Origin of the sequence: Streptomyces phaeofaciens, assembly GCF_014648915.1 — a bacterium.
Classification (GTDB): Bacteria; Actinomycetota; Actinomycetes; order Streptomycetales; family Streptomycetaceae; genus Streptomyces; species Streptomyces phaeofaciens.
This window is the reverse complement of sequence record NZ_BMSA01000060.1, coordinates 1-21,843: the sequence shown is the minus strand read 5'-3', so window position 1 is coordinate 21,843 and position 21,843 is coordinate 1. Positions and strand designations below refer to the sequence as shown.

20 protein-coding genes and 1 pseudogene are annotated in these 21,843 nt (G+C 70.4%); 11 read left to right on the top strand and 10 right to left on the bottom strand.

Annotated features, from left to right (window positions below; all coding sequences use genetic code 11):
• The 8 genes and pseudogenes from IE275_RS47460 to IE275_RS44545 all read right to left on the bottom strand — a co-directional run.
• Positions 1 to 183, bottom strand: a pseudogene (locus IE275_RS47460) (ISAs1 family transposase); the annotation flags it as partial.
• 456 nt (positions 184 to 639) lie between these two features.
• Complete coding sequence (locus tag IE275_RS44575; protein WP_229871362.1) at positions 640 to 2,730, bottom strand: tyrosine-type recombinase/integrase; 2,091 nt, start codon at positions 2,728 to 2,730, stop codon at positions 640 to 642.
• 389 nt (positions 2,731 to 3,119) lie between these two features.
• Complete coding sequence (locus IE275_RS44570; RefSeq protein WP_229871365.1) at positions 3,120 to 4,370, bottom strand: tyrosine-type recombinase/integrase; 1,251 nt, start codon at positions 4,368 to 4,370, stop codon at positions 3,120 to 3,122.
• 109 nt (positions 4,371 to 4,479) lie between these two features.
• Positions 4,480 to 4,938, bottom strand: a complete 459-nt coding sequence (locus IE275_RS44565) for an NUDIX domain-containing protein (protein WP_189718421.1) — start codon at positions 4,936 to 4,938, stop codon at positions 4,480 to 4,482.
• Positions 4,939 to 5,021: 83 nt separating this feature from the next.
• A complete protein-coding gene (locus IE275_RS44560) occupies positions 5,022 to 6,155 on the bottom strand; it encodes a YhaZ family DNA alkylation repair protein (RefSeq protein ID WP_189718420.1) in 1,134 nt (377 codons plus the stop codon).
• Between the two features lie 9 nt (positions 6,156 to 6,164).
• Positions 6,165 to 7,286 (bottom strand): IS630 family transposase, encoded by a 1,122-nt coding sequence (locus IE275_RS44555; RefSeq protein ID WP_189718419.1) that lies wholly within the window; start codon positions 7,284 to 7,286, stop codon positions 6,165 to 6,167.
• 34 nt (positions 7,287 to 7,320) lie between these two features.
• Positions 7,321 to 8,238 carry a TauD/TfdA dioxygenase family protein gene (locus IE275_RS44550; protein WP_189718418.1) on the bottom strand — a complete coding sequence of 306 codons (918 nt, stop codon included), beginning with the start codon at positions 8,236 to 8,238 and terminating at the stop codon, positions 7,321 to 7,323.
• A gap of 28 nt (positions 8,239 to 8,266) precedes the next feature.
• Positions 8,267 to 9,160: an amino acid--tRNA ligase-related protein gene (locus IE275_RS44545; RefSeq protein ID WP_229871359.1), complete on the bottom strand. Its 894-nt coding sequence runs from the start codon at positions 9,158 to 9,160 to the stop codon at positions 8,267 to 8,269.
• Positions 9,161 to 9,597: 437 nt separating this feature from the next.
• On the opposite strand from IE275_RS44545, the gene IE275_RS44540 reads away from it, so the two are divergent.
• From IE275_RS44540 to IE275_RS44500, 9 genes are all read left to right on the top strand, one after another.
• Positions 9,598 to 9,738: a hypothetical protein gene (locus IE275_RS44540; RefSeq protein WP_189718417.1), complete on the top strand. Its 141-nt coding sequence runs from the start codon at positions 9,598 to 9,600 to the stop codon at positions 9,736 to 9,738.
• A gap of 113 nt (positions 9,739 to 9,851) precedes the next feature.
• The gene (locus IE275_RS44535) at positions 9,852 to 10,937 is read left to right on the top strand and encodes a fatty acid desaturase family protein (RefSeq protein ID WP_189718416.1); all 1,086 of its coding nucleotides are present in this window, start codon (positions 9,852 to 9,854) and stop codon (positions 10,935 to 10,937) included.
• Positions 10,938 to 11,045: 108 nt separating this feature from the next.
• On the top strand, positions 11,046 to 12,179 hold the full coding sequence (locus IE275_RS44530; protein WP_189718415.1) for an inosamine-phosphate amidinotransferase 1: 1,134 nt from the start codon (positions 11,046 to 11,048) through the stop codon (positions 12,177 to 12,179).
• A 70-nt stretch (positions 12,180 to 12,249) separates the two neighbouring features.
• A complete protein-coding gene (locus IE275_RS44525; protein WP_189718414.1) occupies positions 12,250 to 13,533 on the top strand; it encodes a cupin domain-containing protein in 1,284 nt (427 codons plus the stop codon).
• Positions 13,530 to 14,393, top strand: coding sequence for a DUF3865 domain-containing protein (locus IE275_RS44520; RefSeq protein WP_229871357.1), 864 nt, complete (start codon positions 13,530 to 13,532; stop codon positions 14,391 to 14,393). The genes IE275_RS44525 and IE275_RS44520 overlap by 4 nt, the downstream gene beginning before the upstream one ends.
• Positions 14,393 to 14,806, top strand: a complete 414-nt coding sequence (locus IE275_RS44515; RefSeq protein ID WP_189718413.1) for a GFA family protein — start codon at positions 14,393 to 14,395, stop codon at positions 14,804 to 14,806. The genes IE275_RS44520 and IE275_RS44515 overlap by 1 nt, the downstream gene beginning before the upstream one ends.
• A 134-nt stretch (positions 14,807 to 14,940) precedes the next feature.
• Entirely contained in the window at positions 14,941 to 15,813 is an 873-nt protein-coding gene (locus IE275_RS44510; protein ID WP_268255370.1) for a dimethylarginine dimethylaminohydrolase family protein, read from the top strand.
• 116 nt (positions 15,814 to 15,929) lie between these two features.
• Positions 15,930 to 17,210 carry a cation:proton antiporter gene (locus IE275_RS44505; RefSeq protein WP_189718412.1) on the top strand — a complete coding sequence of 427 codons (1,281 nt, stop codon included), beginning with the start codon at positions 15,930 to 15,932 and terminating at the stop codon, positions 17,208 to 17,210.
• On the top strand, positions 17,207 to 17,797 hold the full coding sequence (locus tag IE275_RS44500; RefSeq protein ID WP_189718411.1) for a nitroreductase family protein: 591 nt from the start codon (positions 17,207 to 17,209) through the stop codon (positions 17,795 to 17,797). The genes IE275_RS44505 and IE275_RS44500 overlap by 4 nt, the downstream gene beginning before the upstream one ends.
• A 48-nt stretch (positions 17,798 to 17,845) precedes the next feature.
• On the opposite strand, the gene IE275_RS44495 is transcribed toward IE275_RS44500, so the two are convergent.
• Together IE275_RS44495 and IE275_RS44490 are read right to left on the bottom strand one after the other, a co-directional pair.
• On the bottom strand, positions 17,846 to 19,165 hold the full coding sequence (locus IE275_RS44495; protein WP_487248115.1) for an NsdA family TPR-like regulatory protein: 1,320 nt from the start codon (positions 19,163 to 19,165) through the stop codon (positions 17,846 to 17,848).
• A gap of 195 nt (positions 19,166 to 19,360) precedes the next feature.
• Positions 19,361 to 19,618 carry a hypothetical protein gene (locus IE275_RS44490; protein WP_189718410.1) on the bottom strand — a complete coding sequence of 86 codons (258 nt, stop codon included), beginning with the start codon at positions 19,616 to 19,618 and terminating at the stop codon, positions 19,361 to 19,363.
• A gap of 284 nt (positions 19,619 to 19,902) precedes the next feature.
• On the opposite strand from IE275_RS44490, the gene IE275_RS44485 reads away from it, so the two are divergent.
• A complete protein-coding gene (locus tag IE275_RS44485) occupies positions 19,903 to 20,997 on the top strand; it encodes a helix-turn-helix domain-containing protein (protein WP_229871352.1) in 1,095 nt (364 codons plus the stop codon).
• Positions 20,998 to 21,018: 21 nt separating this feature from the next.
• Positions 21,019 to 21,624, top strand: coding sequence for an HD domain-containing protein (locus IE275_RS44480; RefSeq protein WP_229871349.1), 606 nt, complete (start codon positions 21,019 to 21,021; stop codon positions 21,622 to 21,624).
• Positions 21,625 to 21,843: the final 219 nt, after the last annotated feature.

Below are 21,843 nucleotides of genomic sequence, written 5' to 3'. Positions count from 1 at the left end.
TCGTTGCGCCTCACGGACCGTCACCCGGTCGGTGGCCACATCGAAGAAGCTCAGTGGACCGCGCCGGGCGTCGAGTGAACCGAGGACTTCGGGCGGAGCGTCGGCGACCCACTCGCTGATCGCCAGCAGCGAGGTCGCTCCGGCCGACACGGCGGTGGCGGCCAGCGCGAGCACGTACGTCAAGGCGTGGCGCACCCCGCGGGACTCACGCGGATCGGGTACCTCGGCCAGTCGTTCCAGCAGGCCAGGAGGCTCGCCTGGCCCGGTCGGCGGATGGTCGCGGAGCGGTCGAGGGCGGGCGGGATCAGACAGCGGGATCGCGGGGCATAGAGAGCTCCATGATCTTGGAACTCCGTGCCTGCTTCACGTCCGGACCGGCCCCCGCACCGCAGACCATGACCAAGTGAACGATTCGCCACTTTGCCGAGGCCCTGGGCGATGACCTTGCACAGATTGATGTGGATGACAGGCTCTGGTGAGGCCCCGCCCGGTATGTGGCAGTGGGGGCAGGCCATAGAGGTGAACAGCTCGTTGGGCTCGTACCGCACGATGGGCGCCTTCAGCGTGGGGCTGGTGGGCGGCGAGGTGGGATGGCCGGCATGCCAAGGTCAATCTGGCAGGTCATGCCGGCGAGCTCGGTCAGCTTGGCGCCGCGGGTCCGGTGGTCTCACTGGTTCGGACTGTGAGTTGCCGCAGGCTGGGCATGCCCAAGTCGACGACCGTCCGGACCCGCTGTGTCTCGGCTTCGAGCTGCGTGAGCTTGTCGTTGGCGCCGACAAGGCTGACCTGCAGTCCCTCGACTTCACCGAGCCACCCTTCGCGCTCAGCTTCGGCAATGCGGGCAAGGAGGTTGTCGCGGATCTCCACGAGCCGCCCGCGCTGGTCCGGATCGGGTCGGAGCATCGCGCATCGCACACAAGCGTGCTCATGGATGCACGGAGTTCCGAAGGCGCGTGCACAGGTGCCGACGGAGAGCTTGCGCTTCTCAAAGTGAGCGAGGAAGGAGTCCCATTCCTGCGCAGTAGGGGTGCGGTATTCGTTCCCCGGGCGCAGGCTACGGCGCCGGGCGATGAATGCCCGGTGGGCCTCAATGGCTTCGGCCGGGTAAATCGCCTTGTAACCCATGGTCGTGTTGATGTCCTTGTGGCCACAAATGACCTGGGCGATGTGCGGAGGCAGGCCGCTCATAACGGTGTCGGTGACGAACAGCCGACGGAAATCGTGCGGGGTGTAACGCAACGACCTACCCGTATCGTCCAGGAGACCGACCGAGAGGAAGGTGGCATTGAGGAGTGTGCGGAGCACCACGTCCCGCACCGGGCGACGCTCGCCGGCGAAGGTCCGCTGGAAGAGCAGCGCCATCGGCGCGTTCCAGACCTGCTCGTTGTTGTCGTAGGAGGTAACCAGTGGGATGGCTCCGGAGGCGTCGCGGACGCGGCAGACGATGATGCCAAGCACGTCGGCCAGCTCGGGCGAGACAAGCAGCAGGCGTTCCTCGTCGGTCTTGGACGGCGCGATCTGCAGCAGCGGGACGATCTCGCCAGTGCTGGGCAGCCGGTATTGAGTAATGCTGTGGTGGCTGAGTTCGCCGAGTTCCTCAATGCGGATGCCGGTGTGCCGCAGCACCTCCACGGCGGCCCAGCCCCAGAAGGCTTCATGCTCCTCCAGGGCCAGGTTGCGTCGCTTGCTGCCGTCCAGGCCCTGGGCCCAGGTACTGCCGGTCCGGTTTCGCAGTGGGACGCGGCGGAAGGTCTCGCCGAGGACGGTGAAGTACTCGCCTTCGGCGGTGGCGATGAGCGCCTCGAGTCGGGCGGCGGCGGTCTGACGGCGCTGGTTGGCGCCGGACACCAAGCGAGGCAGGACAGGCAGGCGTTCACGGGTGCGTTGGTCCATGCGAGCCTTGGTGTGGCGAGCCTCCTTGCGGCGGTCCACATCGGCCTGGCTGATCGGGCACGGCGCGCTCCAGCGTGCCCAGCGGGCAGGGTCTTCCACAGCCCACTGGGCGATGTCGAGGTAGAAGGCGCGGACCAGGAGCATGTCCGACTTGTAGTTGGTCCGCAGGGCCTTGCCCTCGTGGACGCTTCCGTCGGGCAGTTTGACGGTGGTGGTCTTGTAGCGGGCGCGGTCCTTCCAGGCGCGTGCCGCTTGCGGGCTCAGGCGCAGGTGGTCGATGCCCGGATGGTGCAGTTCCAGGTCGCGCCAGAAGTAGCTGGCGAGGACTCGAGCCAGGTGGCGCATGGTGGAGTAGTCGAGCGCGGGCTGGCGTTCTTTGAGGTAGTCAACCAAGAGATCACGCACGGGCGTGCAGGCGATGCGGTAGCGATCGACGAGCTGGTCAATGGTGAGCTGGCCGCGGGCACTGCGGAACGGACGGATGGTGGCCGGCGCGTCAGCAGGGAACTGGCCGAGTCCATGGAGCACCTCGTAGAACAGGGAAGCGGCGTACGTCTGGCATTGCACTGTCCCTTGCACGTCGACCACCTCGACGCAGTCCCCCACCGTGATGTCGCCCAGCAAGCCGCCCTTGTTCGCCATGATGACGGACACCTTGTGGAGGGCCCGCCCGCCGAGCGCTGGCCGCACCGTGCGATCCACGATGGCCTCTCGCATCCGGGTGATCCCCTCCGGGTCGCGGCAGCGCTCCATCGCCAGCGTGAGATGGGTCGAGCCATGCTGGAAGATCCAGCGCATGCCGGGCCGGATCACGTCGGCACAGATCAGGGCCAGCATCCCGCCAGCCATGTCGGTCCGGTCATGAGCGGCCGCTCGGCCTCGGGAGGCCAGCCATGAGACAGGGCGATCCATCCACCTTCGGTCTCCAACCGACTCCACGTCACTGGCCTGCCATCGTTCCTGCCACGAGCTGCCCGGGAAGGTGGCCAGCCAGCCCAGCAGGTGCTCTGCTCCACGAACCCGATGCCGATCTTTGTACGTATGGCGAAACGGCGGTTGACTCAGCACATCCAAGACCTCGGAGTTGCTCCGCAGGGTGCCCGCCCAGGAGCCAGCACTTGTCCTCGCGGGGAAACGCCCGCGCAGCTCGATCACGCTCTGCCCGCTTAGGGCCCGAGCGCATGGAATGGATGTGGCCGCTCTCGTCGGCGCAGTGGTCGTGGCGTTCACCGGAGTCCTCCAAACAGCACATCCAGGGCCGCCGGGCTGTAGCCGTCCGCCGGCGGTACCGGTGTGGGACGTGCCGCTTCGCGGGCTCGGCGAACGTGGTGGCCTCTGACCTTGGCGATCACCTCGTCGGGGCTGGGCGTCAGGTACACCTGAGTGGTGCTGAGCCGGGCATGAGCGAGGACCCACTGCACATCGGTGAGAGCCAGCTTCGGGTCTTCCGCCATCCGGTACGAGGCCGTATGCCGAAGGTCGTGCAGCGTCCAGTTGGCTCCGAGCAGCTCATTCGCACGGTCGAACATGGCCCGGGCTGCGGCGTAGCCCAAGGGTCGCCATGGTCGACGCAGCGTCCACCACAACGGAAAGCGCCGACCACGCGGGACACCCTTTGCCCAGGCTTCCTCCTGGTAGAGCCGCAGCCACACGAAGGCATCCGGCGAGGCGGGCACCAACTGCTGATCCCGGGTGCCCTTGCGGATCACCGAGATGACCTGGTCACCCGGGATCGGATCGTATTCGCGGCAGGTGAGCAGTTCCTCCGAGCGCACGCCGCTCGACACCCAGAATGCGAGCAGGGCCCGGTCGCGGTGGGACCGCAGCCCCGCGAACAACTCGTTGAACTTCTCATCTGGGATGCGCCGCGGGATGCGTTTGGGCACGGTCGGCCGGTAGCGGCCAACGCGCTCCTTGCGGAACTCCTCCATCGGGTTGTGGTGCGCATGCGCACGGCCGGAGGCCCGGGAGCGGTGCAGCGGAAACGGGTTGATGATCGGCCCGTTGCCCGCTTCGAGGTGGAAGTCGTAGAAGGTGCGTACCACGGTCTCGTTGTGAGCGCGGGTACTCGCGGCGAACTTCCGGCCCGGCGACGGCTTTCCCGTGACCGGATTGACCTCGCCTGCTCCCGCCCGCACTGCTCCTGGAATGACCGGCACGACACCTGCGGCACGCGAAGCGTCGCCGACGTGCCTCCAGTGCACACGCACCGGCTTGTCCACGAGACGCAACCAGCGGGCGAAGTCCCGGGCATCGGCTCGCTCTGCCCGGTCCCACTCGACACCGACCGCCCACAAGAACCGGTACCAGCGCAACAAGTCCATCCCGTACGAGCGGATCGTCTTCGCAGGCCGCTGTGCGGCCTGCATCTCCGCGAAGTACAACGCGACCGGCTCCTCTACGGCTCCGGCAGGATTGATCAGTTGGTACGGCTCACTGGCCCGACCTGTCTCCTCAAGCCGGCCGACAAGCGGCACGACCAAGGACACAGGATCACGTACGGCCACACGTTCATCCCTCATGGCCGCACTAACGCACCACCGCAGCACAGGTCACTGACCTGCGAAAACTCCCGTTTTAGTTCGGTCAACAGGGCTTCAACGCGACCCAGTGCAGCTCCATGTCGGCCTCACTCGCGTCCCGGTGGTGCTCGCCGATGCTCAGACCTCGGGCAAGGTACAGGTGCTCGCGGGTACGCGCGCCAGCGGGCATCCGCCACATCATCGTCAGCAGATCGACCTCGGCGGCTCGGATGCCGGCCTCCTCAGCCAGTTCCCGGCGTGCAGCCGCCCGCGGGTCCTCGCCGCTCTCGCATCCGCCACCGGGACACATCAGCAGCCGCTGACCGCACACGTAGACGTTCTCCTCCACCAGGGCGATCCGGCCCCGGTCGTCGAGGGCTACGACGCGCACGCCGTCGACCGACTCGGTGTACTCGTAGTTTCCCAGACTCTGGTCGGTGCGCCGGACCGAGTCGCGGCGTACCACCACCCGGACTCCCGCGTACTGGACGGTCGACGAGACCGTACTCCAGCCGTCAATCATGCTGACTCCTCGTTCAGGCTGTGCTGGGCCAGCAGGAGATACAAGGCTGCCTGGGGCGCGTCCGCTCGGCGGAGCCGTCCTGGTCAGGCCTGGCGGTTGGTGATGTGGAGTAGTGCCGGGGGGTGGCGGCGTCCGTTGACCTGGAGGGCGAGGTGGTAGCTGCCCGGGGTGAGGGCGGCAGTGCCGGTGGACCTCAGGGGGTGGTTCTTGGCCAGGTGCAGGGGTGTGCCCGCCTTGACGGTGGCCCGGGTGAGGTGGGCGACCTTCTCCCCTGTCGTGGTGCCGGGGTCGGTGCGGGTCAGGACGTACATGACGTGCACCGGGGTGTCGGTGGAGGCGGTGAGGTCGGCTTCGAAGGCAAGGCCGTCGCCGAGCCGGAACTCGGTATGGGTCAGCCGGAGGGGGCTGACACTGATGGCCGCTTGAGGGTTGTAGCCGGTCAGGGTGTAGGCGGGTGCCCAGCCGGCCTTGAGCCGGGCCTTGAGTGCCTCGCGGGTGATGAAGGCGAGTTCGGCGTCCGCGGCTCGTCCTTCGGTGCGCCACCTGGTCAGGGTGGCGAGGACGAGTTCGGGTTCGGTGCGGGCGATGTCCCGCAGGTGGTTGGCGACCGACGTGGTCACGAAGCGGCTGCTGTCGGCGTACAGCAGGTCGAGCAGCGGAAGAGCGGTGTTGACGGGCAGGCCGGTGCGGACGGACCAGGGCAGGTGGGGGCGGAGGGCCTCGCTGGCCAGGCGCCTTACCCGGTGGTCGGAGGCGGCGGCCCATGTGGCGGCGATCTTCAGTGTCTGTTGGGGGTAGGTGTGGAGGAAGGTGCGGACGGCGTCCTCGGCGGAGAAGTACGGGGTGAGGGCGGCGAGCGCGGCGAAGGCCTGGTCGAGGTGGTCCGGGTGGAGGTGGTGGGCGGCGACGTAGGCGGAGTGCGGCGCGTAGATGTACAGGCCGAAGTCGGTTTCCGCGCTGGCGGCCTCCGGAGTGGCCGGCAGGGAGCGCAGCAGGATGTCGAGGGCTGCCCGTCCGGTGACGGGCAGATGCTGATGCAGGCCCTCGGCGGTGCGGGCGATGCGGGCCTTGAGTTCCAGGCGGGGGAGGTCGGCGGTGACCTGTGCGATGAATGAGGCGGCGTCGAAGCCGGGGCAGGCTGCCTGCATCTCACGCCCGATCCGGGCGATCCGGTCGGGGTTCAATGCCCGCTCTTTCATGGGCACTTGGGAACTCATTTGACCACCTTAGTGTCCTGCGCCGGAGATCCGTCGGCAGAAGCGGGCGAGGGAGTCGAGGATCTCTTCGGCGGTCTTGGTCCAGATGAAGGGCTTGGGGTCTTCGTTCCAGTTCTTGACCCACGCGCGGATGTCGGCTTCCAGTGCCTGGATGTTCTTGTGTGCGCCTCGGCGGATCATCTGGTGCGCAAGGTAGCCGAACCACCGCTCGACCTGGTTGATCCAGGACGAGCCGGTCGGGGTGAAGTGCAGCTCGAACCGGGGATGTCTGGCGAGCCAGGCCTTGATCGCCGGTGTTTTGTGGGTGCCGTAATTGTCCACGATCAAATGGATCTGCAGGTGCGCGGGCACCTCCTTGTCGATCCTGATCAGGAACTTCTTGAACTCCATCGCCCGGTGCCGACGGTGCAGGGCCGTGATGACCTGTCCGGTGGCGACATCGAAGGCGGCGAACAGGGTGGTCAGGCCGTTGCACACATAGTCGTGGGTGCGCCTCTCGGGCATGCCCGGCATTATCGGCAGCACCGGCTGGGACCGATCCAGGGCCTGGATCTGCGACTTCTCGTCCACCGACAACACCACCGCCCCCTCCGGCGGGTTGAAGTACAAACCCACGACGTCGTAGACCTTCTCCACGAAGAACGGGTCGGTCGACAGCTTGAACGTGTCCGCCAGGTGCGGCTTGAGCTGGAACTGTCGCCAGATCCGGCCCACGGTCGACTTCGACAGGCCACTGTGCTCGGCCATCGATGTCCGCGACCAGTGAGTGGCGTTCTTCGGCAGCTGTTCCAGCGTGGTGACCACGACCGCTTCCACCTGATCGACGCTGATCGTCGGCGGCCGGCCCGGCCGCGGCTCATCGACCAGCCCGTCCAGCCGCTCAGCGAGAAAACGACGCCGCCACTTGCGGACCGTGTCCGCAGTCATCCGAAGTTCCCGGGCGACCGCGACGATCGCCGGCACCTCCGGCCCCGCGCACGCCAGCACGATCCGCGCCCGCAGAGCCAGCGCCTGGGCTGAAGTCGCCCGACGTGTCCATCGCTCCAACGCCGCCCGCTCATCATCAGACAGCAGCAACGGTTCCAGCTTCGGGCCCCGACGAGGAACTGACGCACCAACAGCAGAAGTCACGCAACTACTAACGATCAACTACTGGCGCAGGACACTAGTGCCGGCTCGATCCGGAGGCGGGCGGCTCCGCGGTGATTCCCCCGTCGGGGGTACCCGGGCGGCGGGCCTGCTGGCGGACGGCGGCGCGTACCAGCAGCCGCGGGTGACGTGAGCTGTCGCAGGGGGAGGCGGTGTGCAGGACGGCGAGGTTGTCCCAGACGACCAGGTCGTTCTGCTTCCAGCGGTGGGTGTAGAGGTATTCGGGGCCGGTGGTGTGGGCGAGGAGGTCGGCCAGCAGCATCTGGCCTTCGGCCTCGGGCAGTCCCTCTATGCGGGGGATGACCATGGAGCCGAGCAGGAGTGCGCGGGCACCCGTGGCGGGGTGGGCGGGGGCGAGTGGATGGGTGACCTCGGGCAGCTGTGTGAGGGTGCCGGCCTGGGTGGAGGAGCGGCCGTCGGCAGCGTCGCCTTGCTGCTTGGCGAGGTGCTGGACGGAGTGGACGGCCCTCAGACCGTCGACTCGGACCCGGAGGCCGGCCGGAAGGTCGGCGTAGGCGCGGGTGGCGTCGGCGAAGCGTGTCTCACCGCCCTCGCCGGGGGTGATGACCGAGTACAGCAGGGTGGCGGCGGTCAGCTCGGGCTTGAAGGAGTTGTCGGCGTGCCATTCCTCCTCCTGGTCGCCGTCGTAGATGCCGACCGGCGTGCCGTCCTGGTGGATGTTGGACACGACAGTGAGGCCGGGGAAGCCGGGGACGGTGTAGCGGCGGTCGGTGGCGGTGTCGACGGCGCCGAACAACCCGGCGGCGGCGAGCAGGTCGGCGTGGTTGAGGTGCTGGCCGGGCAGGACGAGCACGCGGTGACGGTGCAGAGCCTCGGTGAGTGCGTGCGCCGTGGCGGGGCCGGTCGGGCGGGCGAGGTCGGTTCCGACGCGGGCGCCGAATCCGCCGGGCAGCGGGGTGATCGCAAGGTTCATCGTGCCTCCGGGGTCTGGGAGCCGGATGTCAGAACTGGGGGGACTGAAGGAACGGGGTGATGTCGCGCAGTCCGGCGGAGGCGGCGCACAGCCGCTCGATGCCGATGCCGAGGCCCGCGGTCTCCGCGGGCACGAGTCCGGCCTCGACGGCTTCCTGGGCGAGCCGCTGCTCGTCGTCGTAGAGGCCGACGGCCTTGGCCCGTTCGGTGAACGCCTTCCCGTCCGTCTCGTCGGTGTAGCCGTGGACGAGCTCGATGCCGTCGACGATCAGCTCGAACCGCTCCAGGACGGCGCTGGTCCCTGGGGCCAGGCGGGCGCACGGCTCGTCACCGCCGGTCGGGTAGTCGGTCAGGAACACCGCCCGGCCCGTGGTGCATGCCTCCAGTTCGAGGGCGATGTAGCGGCCGAGGACGTCGCGGAACGGCTCGCCCGGATCGGCGCCGATCCGGGCGGCCATGCGCGGGTGCAGGCCGCCGACGGGCTCGGTGTGCAGGTCAATGCCGAACTCGTCACGGACGTGGCCGGCGATCGAGAGCCGCTCGGCGGTGTAGGAGGGCAGGTGCGGGCCGACCAGACGCCAGGCGAGGTCGATCAGCTCCTCGAAGCCGAGGTGCGCGGCGTACAGGTCGAGCATCGTGAACTCGGAGGCGTGGAGGGCGTCGGGCGGCTCGGGCCGGAAGCACGGCCCGATCTCGTACACCCGCGGGAGGTCGGTGATCACGTTGACGCGCAGCGCCGGGCCGATCATGGCACGCAGGTACCGGCCCTCGTGAAGGCTGACGGACGCGCGGCGGCCGGGCCCGAGGTCGGCGCGGCGGGCGACGGGGGTGACCAGCTCGGTGAAGTCCTCGTCGTGCAGCAGGGCCCGCAGGCGGTGCAGCACGTGGGCCTTGGCGCGGATGGGACCGGACAGCGCGGACATGGCTGTTCCCTCTCAACTCGACTGGGCACGTGAGTAGTTGGCGACCAGTTGCGCGGCTGGGTCGGCGCGGTCTCCTTGGAGCGCCTCAACGTAGCCGGACGCCGCTGAGGCGCAGAAGACCGCGCGCACCCGCCGAGCGGTCCGATGCACGACAGTGGCCGTGATATCGGCGGCCCGAAGGGGTGTCTCCCCAGGTCAGCTACAAGGTGGACGCAACGGGTACGCAACGCCCCGGCGCATCTGGCGCAACGCCACGACCCGTTGCCGTTGCTCTTGGTGCGGCCCTAGCGTGATGGCACGGCCACTCGGCGCGATGGCTTCACCAGCGCCCTCGGCGTAGCGCCCGGCCGGCTCCTTCGAGCCGCGCTCATCTCTGGCTCGACCTTCCCCTTCACCACGCGTGGCCGCGGCATGCCCGCGGCCCGAGAGGAGAGCACATGGACCAGGACCTGAAGCTCGGTATGCGCCCGGGTACGGGCGTCAAGCTGGGCATGCGCCCCGGCGCGGGCGTCATCAAGCTCGGCATGCGTCCCGACGCGGCCGTCAAGCTCGGCATGCGCCCGGGCGTCGCCGCCTGACCTCGATCGTCCTGATCGGCTGACTATCGCTGCCGGTGGGCGGGGCGCCCCGCCCACCGGCAGCGATTCACGGAAGCCCAATGCCCAGTCCAGTGATGTCCCGAGGAGAGCAGATGGGCAGGACCAGCCGGTGGTGCCGGTGGTCGGTACGCCGGCGTGAGAAGACGCCAAAGCGCAGCAGGCATTCGACCGGCGCGTCCGGTCCGGTCCGGCAGGCGCTGGGGCCGGAGTTGGTTGGCGAGTTGGAGGGCCTGTGCGGCGCTCCGAGTGTCGGCCTGCGGGACGTCGTGTGCGACGTCGGCGCGGTCGCCTTGGCGGCGTTCGTGGGCTCCTTGGTCGGGCACGTCGTCGGGCCGCTGCTGGCGGTGCTGTACATCGGGGTGCGCCAGCGGCACCTGTCGAACCTGGCGCACGAGTGCGTCCATGCGAAGCTGCTGGCCACCGCGCGCGGCAACCGTCTGGTGGGGTACTTGCTGACGGGGATGCTCGGCGAGGGGCTTCGGCCCTACCGGGTCACCCACGGAGTGCACCACGCGCAGCTGGGCACCGGAGCCGACCCGATGTTCCAGTCGTACCGGGCCGGGCGTCTTCACACTGTCCGGGCACCGATGAGCCGGACCGCCTTCGTGCTGCGGGTGATCGTCAAGTCCGCGCTGTGGCGGCTGCCGACGTCGGCACTTCACGTGCTGGTGACCCGCGGTCCACGGGAGAGCCGGTGGGCGCCGGCCGCCCGCGCGGTGCTGTGGGCGGGCATCGCCACCATGTGCTGGTCCTTCGGCGCCCTCGGCGACCTGCTGCTGTACTGGCTGGTCCCGTTGGTGTTCGTTCGGCCGGTGGTCACCTGGATCACCGACCTCGGCAACCATGCCGGGCTGATCGAGAATCGCGACGATGTGTTGCTGCAGACCCGCGGCTGGTCCTCGCACTGGCTCACCCGGCACCTGCTCGGCGGCCACCTCGACGACATGTTCCACCCGGTGCACCACTGGTGCCCCAAAATCCCCTGGCGGTGCCTGCCCGAAGCCGCCGCCCTCCTCTCCAAGCGCCTGGAGCGCTGGGACGAGGTGCCGTGGTGCTCCGGCTACTTCTTCCGCCGCCGCTCCACCCCCGGCGTGCCGTGCGTGATCGAGGACGTCATCACCCGCCTCACCGCGCAGCCCGCACCCCAAGCCGTGGCCGCTGAGCGCACAGCCGCCTGACCGATCCCTTCTCCCTGTCCACCGACCGGCCTGCCGCAGAGCCGTCCGGGCGGCACCCCGTGCCCGCCCGGGCCGCTCCGGAATCCGCCGCCGAGGAGGCGGCCACCCATGACCCAGCCTCATCCCGCCCCGCCCGCCGCAGGCGTGCACAGCTTCGACGACTTCACCCGGCTCCGCGAGGTCGTCGTCGGCCGCGGCGACCACTACACCGAGCACGACGCCGACATCAGCTGGAGGCTGTTCTACTTCGAGAACGTCGCCCCCCACCTGGCCGCCGGACAGCGCCAGCTGTCGGTCCCGCAGCAGATCGTCGACGAGCTGAACGAGGACGTCGCCGCCTTCGCCGACGCCCTGGCCGGCTGCGGGGTGCGCGTGCTGCGCCCCTGTGCCGCGGGCAAGGACGTCCGGGTGTCATCGCCGTGGTGGAGCAGCGGCGCGACGCCGCCCCTGAACGTCCGCGACAACGCGATCATCCTCGGTGAGACGATCGTGGAGACCGCCCCGCACATCCGCGGCCGGGTCTTCGAGAACGACCACCTCAAGCCCCACTTCGTCCGCTACTTCGAGCAGGGCGCGAACTGGCTGTCCATGCCTCGCCCCGCGCTCGCCGCCGGCTCCCTCGACACCGCCTACTTCGACCGGCAGGGCATCGACGTCACCGCGGCGATGGCCGGCGAGGACGCACTGCCGATCGACGGCCTGGGCCTGGAGATGGTGTTCGACGGCGCCCAGTGCGTACGGCTCGGCCGCGACGTGCTGGTCAACGTCGCCAACCACAACCACGAGCTCGCCTACCGGTGGCTGACCCGCAACTTCCCCGGCCTGCGCCTGCACCGGCTGCCGGGGATCGCCGACAACCACGTCGACTCCATCGTCGTCCCGCTGCGCCCGGGCTTGATACTGCTGCGCTCCCCGCACTACCTGCAGTTCCTGCCGGAGGCGATGCACGGCTGGGAAGCGATCTACCCGCCGCCGAGCACGGTTGCCGAGCAGGACTACACCGAGTTCGGGTTCGTGATCCCCACCGCGTCCCGGTACATCGACATCAACGTCCTGTCGATCGACGAGAACACGGTGGTCGTCAACTCCCTCTACCCGGAGCTGATCGAGCTGCTGGAGCAGCGCGGCTTCACCGTCGTCCCGGTCCGCCACCGCCACCGCAGGCTCTTCGGCGGCGGGCACCACTGCTTCACCCTCGACACCGTCCGCGACGGCGGCCTCGAGGACTACCTGTCCGCCTGACGCCCGGCCCGCACCCGTGCCAGCCCCTCCGGCCGCACCGTGCGGCCCGAACCGAAGGAGTACCCCGGCCATGAGCAGCAGCACCCGAGCGTGGCCCCCGCCCCGCGCGTTCTGGACCGACACCCTGCCCGAGACGACCGCCGGCATGACCCGCCCGCACCTGTTCAAGCGCGTCGTCCCCGCCTCCGCGGCGAACGCGGCCGCCGTCCTGGACGGCTTCGCCGCCATCCGCCGCGCCCACGCCGCCGGGCTGGAGATCACCGCGAACGCCCGGGTGTACGTGGGGGAGGAGCACCGCCCCGACCTGGTGGACAAGGTGCTGGCCGCCAGCGACTGGCCGGAGGACGGCTTCACCGCGTGGATGCAGGAGCAGGTGGGCGCCGAGCGGTTCAGCCTGGTCCTCAACACCCTGGAGAGCGTCAGCGAGCCGCTGGCGGCCGGCCTGGGCGAGTTCGTCGGCGCGCTGATCGACGGCTGGGGTCTCCCGGCCGGGGGCGCCGAACTGGTCGCCTTCGTCGGCAACTACTCCGGGACCGCGTTCGGCGTCCACGAGGGCTACGAGAACGCCTTCCTCACCCACCACGGGCCCGGCATCAAGGACTTCTACTGCTGGCCGGCCGAGGAGTACCACAACCTCACCGGCGGCAGCGACCCCCTGTACGGCGACTACACGTGGCTGCTGGAGCACGGTGAGCACTTCACCCTGGAGCCCGGCGACGCGCTGTTCCTGCCCGAGCGCGTCTTCCACGTCGGCCGGCAGAGCGAGTTCTCCGTCTCCGTCGCCATCCCCCTCTACACCTTCCCCGATTCCGCGATCGCCCGGGGCTGGATCGCCCCCGACCTGCTCGGCGCCCTGCTGGTCAGCGAGCCGGACACCGATGCCGGCCAGCCGTCCCCGATGCATCCGCTGACCGCCGGTCCCGACGAGCTCGCGCGCCGCCTGGGCACGGTGACCGCCGCCGCGTTCGCCGCGGCCGCCGAGCAGGCGCAGGCCGCCGCCGCCCAGCACGCCCACCAGCGCTGGTACACCGTCCTGAGCAACGGCGGCTGGCAGCAGACCGAGAACGACTTCGCCCGCGATGAGGCCGCTGCGGCGTTTGCCGCCGCCGGTCTCACGCCCGGCACGAGCATCGCGGTCCGCGCCCCCTACCGGCTGATGGTCACCGGCGATCAGGCGTTCCTGCGCGGCTGCGAGGCGTCGGCCGACTCCGCTGTCCTCACCTCCGACCTGGTCGAGCGCCTCAACACCGGCCCGACCCCCCTCCCCGACGACCCGCAGGTGATCGCCGCGATCCGCACGCTCGGCGCCACCGGCGGCCTGACCCTCACCATCACGCCCGAGGAGACCGAGTGACCACCACCGCACCGGCGCCCACGCTCGACACCCTGCACGGCACCAGCCTCGTCGAGGCGTACCTGCACGCGAACCCGGAGACCCGCGGCTACATCCACGCCACCCTCCAGGGCAACCGCGACAGCGGCGACGACCTCGTCGACAAACACCTCAAGCCCATGATCGACACGATCTACCGGCAAATCCGCGCCCTGGTCGACCCCGGCACCCTCACCGCGGCCCAGGCCCGCATGTACATCGCCGAGCTCGCCGTCTTCGCCCGGCACAACGCCCAGTTCCTCCGCCTGGCCGCCGCCCACGTCTACGGATCCTGCCCGGCCCTCGGGCACGAGTTCGACCGGAACTTCCTGGAGGAGGGCGGCGAGCCCGGCAAGGTCCCCGCCCACTACATCCTCTACACCCGCGCGCTGCTCGCCGATCTCGGCCTGCTCGTCAACGGCCACGTCCCCGCAGACGAGACCGCCAAGCTGGTCCTCCAGCACCAGGTCCTCGTGAACTCCCACATGACCGGCCTCATCGCCGGCGGCTACTACGCCACCGAGGGCGTCGCCGTCGCCGAGACCGAGATCCTGCGCGACATCACCAACCGGTACGGCGAGCTGACCATCCAGGCCAGCAGCGCGGAGCTGCAGAACCTGGACTACTACTACCGGCTCCACCTCGACGAGGACCACGAGGGCGCGCAGATCGGCGGCATGAGCGTGGAAGAGTCCCACATCGAGGGCCTGGCCCGGTTCATCCGTCAGAGTGACCTCTTCCACCTCGACCTGCCGCAGGCCCTGGAGGGCTTCCTGCAGATCTTCAACGCGATGGCACACTGGTGGACCCAACTGGCTTACCGTGCAAGGGATTTGAACTGATGTCCGAGACTGTCGCCGCCACAGGCTCCGACCCCGAGGTCCGCTCCGGCGGCTGCCTGTGCGGGAAGGTCCGCTTCACCGTCACCGGCCCGGTGGACGACCCGCACATCTGCGGCTGCGAGCACTGTGCCAAGCGCTCCGGCGCGCCGTTCCAGTGGTGGGTCGGGTTCCCGATGCCCGGGCTGGAGTGGACCGGCGCCGAGCCGACCTGGTTCGACACCCACCCCGGCAAGACCGCCCGCGGCTTCTGTCCCCACTGCGGCAGCCACATCGCCGCCCGCGACCATGGCGACGAAACGACCATCGGCATCCTTGCCACCGCCCTCGACCACCACGACACCGACCCGGCCCTGGTCCCCACCAACCTGAACCGGCTCGCCGAGGCCGCACCCTGGCTTGCCCAGGCCAGCTGACCCGGGACTCCTGCGGGGACGGGCGCACCTGACAGCGCCCGCCCCCGCAGGCACCCCGCCATAGGGCCGTGCCGGGACCGCCTCCACCCCGCACACCACCGCGCCGCGCCCCGCACCGACACCCCGGAGGACCCGTGCTCGCACGCACCCACGTCGCCACCGAGTACGGAACCCTCCACCGCGTCGCCATGCGCCACGCCAGCGACTTCACCCGCTCCCTGGCCGGCCCCAACCTCCACCCGGTCCTCGCCCGCCAGCAGGCCACCAGCACCTGGGCCCCCTACAACCCCGCCACCGTCCGCGCCCAGCAGGACCAGCTCATCGCCCTGCTGCGCGAACACGGCACCGATGTGGTCCTGCTCCCCACGGCACCGGGCTGCTCTGCCCAGCACTACCCCCGCGACATCGCCTTCGTTGTCGACCACGTCCTGTTCCGGGCCCGCCTGAACTCGACGCACCGACTCCCCGAGACCGACGCCCTCACCGACCCCGCACTCGGCGTGCAACCCGCCGACCTCACGCACGGCACGATCGAAGGCGGCGACGTCCTGCTCCCCGACACAGGCCGCGTCCTCGTCGGCCTGAGCGAGGAGACCAGCCCCGAAGGTGCGACCGCCCTTCAGGAAGCCCTCACCCGCCACGGCATCGACCGCGAGGTCGTCCCCGTGCACTTCGGGGTCGAGGGAATCGTCCACCTCGACGACCACCTCGCCGTCGTCGCACCCGGCACCGCCCTCATCCACCGCGAAGCGTTCACCGCCGACCAGAACCGCTGGTTCAAGACCCACTTTGACGACCTCGTCCCGGTCACCGACGCCGAGGCCCGTGCGGTCCAGGTCAACATCCTGGCCATCGCACCCACCACGACCGTGGTCGCCGTCGGCAGCGACAGGATCGCCGCCGCACTGGCCGCCCGCGGGCTCGAGATCCTGACCGTCGACTACAGCGAGGTCACCCGCATCCCCGGCTCCCTGCGCTGCACCACTCTGCCCCTGCTGCGCACCTGACACCCACCTTCCCCGAGCCGCCGCACCCGGCCCGCCCCGTCCCGGCTGCCGAGCCGCTCGCCCACGCTCGCCCACGCCCGCCGGCCTCTCGCCACCCACCCCGGAGGATCCCAGCGTTGTCCAGTCCCCTCTCGCTCGTCCTCCTCGCCGTCCCCGCCGTGGTGCTGGCCTGCCAGGCCGGCGGCTGGGCCGCCCGCCGTCTCGGCCAGCCACCCGTCATCGGCGAGATAGCCGTCGGCATCCTCCTCGGCCCCTCCCTCCTCGGCTGGCTCGCCCCCGGCATCCAGCACCTCCTGCTGCCGCCCGCCGTCCTGCCCTACACCTCCGTACTCGGCAACCTCGCCCTGCTCGTCTTCCTCTTCGGCCTCGGCCTCGAACTCCACCTGCCCGCCTTGCGCACCAGCCGCCGCGCCGTCGCCTCAGTCGCCGCCGGCAGCATCCTGCTGCCCCTCGCGCTCGGCACCGCCCTCGCGCTGGCGATGTACCCGGCCCTCGCACCGCCCGGAGTGCAACGCCTCCCCTTCGTCCTGTTCATCGCCACTGCGCTGTCCATCACGGCCTTCCCCGTCCTCGCCCGGATCCTCACCGACCGGGGCCTGGCCACCACCCGCCTGGGCACCTTCGCGCTCGCCTGCGCAGCCGCCGCCGACGCCCTCGCCTGGTGCCTGCTCATAGCCGTCACCTCCCTGGCCACCGCCGGCTCCCCACTGGACGCGCTCACCGCCCTCGCCCTGGCCGCCGCGCTCACCGCCGCACTCGCGGCGGCACACCCCCTTATGAAGCGGACGCTAGAGCGCGCCTCCCGCACCTCCGACGACCTGGTGAAGGTCCTGCTGGTCGCCGGACTGCTCCTGGCCGCGTGGGCCACCGACCGGATCGGCGTCCACCCCGCGATCGGCGCGTTCCTGCTCGGCGCGACCGTGCCGCGCGGGATACCGGCCGTAGAACGAAGCGCCGCCCGCCTCCAGACCGTGGTCGTCCCCGTACTGCTGCCGCTCTTCTTCGTCGACATCGGCCTGCACACCGACCTCGCCGCTCTCCCGGCCGGCCAGTGGGGCTGGGCGGCACTCGTCCTGGCCGTCGCCGTGGCAGGCAAGTGGGTCGGCGCCGCCGGAGCAGCCCGGCTCGCCGGCTGCGACTGGCGATGGTCCGCGCTGATGGGCACCCTGATGAACTGCCGCGGAATCACCGAGATCGTCGTCCTCGGCATCGGCCTCCAACTCGGCGTCATCTCCACGAACCTGTTCACGATCATGGTCCTTATGGCCGTCGTGACCACCGCCGCCACCGCGCCCCTGCTCGACAGCCTCACCCGCAACGCCCCCGACCTCACCACCCCGGCCGCCGCCGGCGAGCCGGTCACCGTGCCGCCCGAAGGCCCGGGGGCGACCCGATGACCACCGTTCCCGCCGCACGGGCAGTCGCGGGCATCGTCGAGACGGCGATCCGCACCCGGCGCAGCACCATCCGCCTCACCGAGCCCGCCCCAGGTCCGGACGAACTCCTCGACCTTCTGGCGGCCGCGGCCACCGCGCCCGACCACGGGCAGCTGCGCCCCTGGCGCCTGATCGCGATCTGCGGCAACGCCCGCGCCCGCCTTGGTGAAGCCGCCGCCGAGGCCGCACCCACCGCCGACCTGGCCGAGAGGAGCGCCGCCAAGCACCTGCGCGCGCCGCTGATGCTCGCCCTCGTCTTCCAACCCCGCGACCATCCGACCATCCCGCGCTGGCAGCAACTGGCCGCGACGTCCGCGATGGTCACCACCCTGCTGCTGCTCCTCGACACCCGCGGCTGGGGCGGCGTCTGGTTCGGCGGCCCGTACCCGAACGCGCCGCAAGTCCGCAAACACCTCGGCGTCCGCAACGGCGAGCAGCTGCTCGGCTACCTGCACGTCGGAACCCCCCTCCCCGGCGAGGCACCCCGGACTCGCGTCGCGGCCGACGTCCGCACCAAGCTCACCTGGCTGGAAGACAACGCCCTCTGACCCCAGCTCCGCCGTCGCCCGTCCACGACCGACCCGGCCAGCCTCGAGTCAGAAGGCGTGGAGCGGTCCACCCCCGGCAGCGTCGGTCAGGCGCCGCACCAGGCGCCGACTCTTGAGACGCTGGGCGGCCGTCTTCGCCTTCGTCAGCGACTCCTCCCACTCCGCCCGGTCCCCACGCAGCCGCGCTAGCTCCGCACCGGTGATCAGCAGTTCCACGCTGTCGCGAGTACGCTCCGGCGGCAGGCCCATCGCCACCTTCAGAGCCTGCGCGCCCTCCTCGGCCAGCCCGGCCATCGCCAACGCCCACGCGGCCTGCCCCTCCAACTCCGGACGGTCCAGCCACGCCAGCCACCGCGGGTCCGACCCGCGCCCGGCCCGGTCGAACGCGGCACGCGCCCGCTCCACCGCCGCCCGGCACTGCACGCCGTCACCGTTGTAGGCCCACGCCCTCGCCTCCGTCACCGCAACGTAGGCCCGCACCAGCGCCGGTGCGCCCGTCGCCGCGACTACCGCGCTGCGGGCATGGGTCAGCACCTCCCGGCCGTCGCCCCGCACCGCCGCTAGCCGGGCCTGGTGAATGCAGCCGCGCGCCAGCCGGCCGCGATCCCCGATCGCCTGCGCCAGCCGCATCGCCTGCAGGTCGTAGCGCTGCGCCAGGCCCGGCAACTGGTCGTCGTAGGCCATGCTCGCCAGCGCAAGCACCGCATCGGCGACGCTGCCGTACAGCAGCCGGCCACGCCTGGCGTTGAAGCCCCCTTCGAGCAGCGGAACGGCGTGGGCGGCGAGGAAAGCGGCGAACACGGAGCGGAACTGCCCGCCTCCGTGCCGGGCGTCCGTCCTGCCGTACAGGTCGGTGTGCGCGTCCAGGAGTTCGATGTCCGCCACGGTCACCTGCCGCTGTCCGCGCCCGGCGATCTCCGTGTCGGGCAGCATGACCAGCGCCTCGACCGCGGAGGGCGTCGAAGCGAACGGCATCTTCCGCACCGCCGCGCTCCTGGGCACGGCGTCCATCTGCCACAGCCGTCGCAGCATCCGCACCGCGTGTCTCAGGTCGCCGTACTGGAGTGCCTGCTCGGCGACGTCCGTGTCCTCGGAGGGCCATCCCAGGCTCTCAGCGGTCACCTGGCGCTTGCACGCCCGGGATAGGACGTAGCACGCTGCTGCCGCCAGTTCCGGACCCGGCCGCGCCCCCGCGCACCATCGAGACACCGTGCTCGTGCTCACGGACCTGGGATGGCCGGCAGCCGCGCAATACTCGCGGATCCTCTTGGCGAACCCCGACATCGACCACTTGAGCTCATTCAGCACGATCCGCTCGAGGTCCCCATTCCTCTGCGAGGCGTCGCGCACCGACGCCGACCCGCTCATGCGGCTGCTCCCGGAAGCTGGGTGACCGTCAGCTCACCCATGGCGGTCTCGGACAGGTTGGGCGAGGACCTTTGTGCGGGTTGCGCCAGGCGACCAGGGCTCTGCGGGACGCGCCCGTCCGATCCGGGCTGACGGAAAGACCACGTAGCCGCTTGGCGTGGCCGAGGAGACGTACGCAGTCCACGGCTTTGATGCTCACCGTGGCTCCTCCAGCCGCCGCCAGACGCGCTCCGCGTCCACGGCACTGACGCTGCTGTGCTGCTCGAGTGCCTGGGTGTAGAGGGCGACCGCGTCTTCTCGTCCGGCGGCGGCCATGCTCTGGCCGCGCATCTCCAGGCTGCGGGCCGTGTCGAACCGCGCGGGTGCGATACCGGAAGTCACCAGCCAGGTCGGCCCACTGAGTCCGGCGGACCCGGGCGGGGCGGAGTTCGCCTGATCCAGCGGAGACTGCATGTCGATCTCCTCTCGAACAGTCGACCGGTCCGGTCGGTGCCCGCATGAGCACGACGGACCGGAAGCAGGAACACGGGGTTGGGTAACGGCACCCAGACCGTTGGGCGTAGGGCGGGGTCGGCAGTGCGCCGGGCACTCCCGGCCGATGCCTCGAACCGCCGCTGCGGTCCGGCTCGCCGAACTAGCCTAGGAAGTCTGCATTCTGAAGAGGACTCACTCCCAGTACGGGTTTACCCGCGCGGGCGGGCACGGGGCGCAGCCGGGGTCGATCGGAGGGAACCGCGATGGGGACCGGGAGCCGAAGCCGGGCGGACATCGGCGTGGTCTCGGGGTTCGTCCTTCGGATGCTGCGCGAGAGCATCCCCCTCCCACAGATCGTCCTGGCCGAGCGTCTGGGCATCGACCTCGGCACCCTCCAGGGCTGGGAGAGCGGACGCCGGCCGCTCGGCAACGTCCGCACGATGGACATGCTGCAGTTGCGCCGCACCCTGGCGCGCCTCGGCGCCGATGGAACCCTGCTCGGATGGCTGGACGCCGCGATGGACGCCGACCGGCTCCTCACCGCCGTTCTGCGCCCTTCGGCCGATCTCGCCTGCCACCCCCTGGCTGGCTGGGTGCAGTCCCGCGAGACCGCACACCTGGTCGCCTGGGCGGTACGTGGCATCATCCCGCCCGCCCTGCAAACACGCGCTGCCCGACCGCGCCGCGGCCCCGCCCCCGCCGGGCCCCAGCTCACGGCCGCCGACCGGGCAGACTTCTTCACCCACCTGCGCGGGACCGCGGAGAGCGCCGGCCGAGCAGGGGAGCACGGGCTGCTCCTGCGCCGCCAGAGCCTCTATCTCGCGTCCTACGACCCGGCCCCCGACGCCGAGGACTGGGCAGAGCAGGCGCTGCGCACCATGCGCCCCGCCCTGGCCCTGCGCAACTACACACCGCGGTGGATCGAGGCCCGCACCGCCGCGACGGTCGCCGCCCGCCAGGGCGACCCCGTGCTCCTGCACGACTTCGTCGACGCTCTGGCCAGCGACCAGCACAGCGAACTCGCGAACCTCGCCTACTGGGCCTACTGGCTGGGCTCCATGCCGCCCACCCAGCCGAACGACGGGTTCCTCCACCGGCCGGACCCGACCGCGTGGAGCCCGGTCCACCTGTTCCAGCAGCTGGTCGGCTCGCTCCACGACGCGCCCGGCACCGTCGACCTGTACGTGCACTCCCTCCACACCCTGCTCCACCTCCACCCCTGGCTGCCGCTGGCCGACCCCGCCGCCGCCCGGCAGCTGCGAGAGCGGGCCGTCGAACTCCTCGACGCCCGGCTTCTGTTCCCGGTATCGCGGCGCGACCTCGAATCGGTCCACTACCGTCTCCAGCAGATGAACTGACGCACCGCCAGGAGCAACGACGTGCCCGAACACATGCCCACCGACGCCGAGACTGTCGCCACAGCCGCGCTTCTCTTCGAGGCCGGCGCCCTGCGGAACCAGACGCGCACCGGCTGGCCCTACGACGGCGTTCCCGTCGCTGCCACCGAGACCGTCGCCGAGCACAGCCACCGCACCACCGTCATCGGCGTCGCGCTGGCCGCGATGGAGGGCGCCGATCCCGCCCGCACCGCTTTGCTGTGCGCACTCCATGACCTCCACGAAACCCGTATCGGCGATCAGACGCCGGTCACCCGCCGCTATGTCACGACCGCCGATCCGCGCAAGGTGACTGCCGACCAGGTGGCCGGCACGCACCCGCCCGTCGGCAGCGCCGTGACGTCGGCAGTCGAGGAGTTCGAAGCCGGTGAGACCGTCGAAGCCAGGTGTGCCCGTGATGCCGACAAGCTGGACTGCCTCTACCGGGCTCTGGAGTACCGGACGATCGGCTACCGCACTGACGGCAAGATCGAAAGGTGCCGGGCCGCGCTGAAGACCGGCTCCGCCCGCAGCCTCGCGGACGCCGCGACCGCGATGGATCCGGCCCAGTGGCAGCGCACCCTGCTTGGCGCACCGGACGCACACTGACTTGCCCGGAACCGGCACCGGTCCGACATCGGGAACCGCCAGCGTTCGGCGGCCCAGTCCAGCCCCCGCTTCAGAGCAGCAGGCCCCCCGGTTCTCGTCGTCGCTCAAACGGAATTTTCGACATGGCAGGCAGGATTCCACAAAGATCACCTGCCGTAGGCGGCGGACGCCGTCAGGCGCAGGGCGGTGTCGATCAGCGGGACGTGGCTGAAGGCCTGC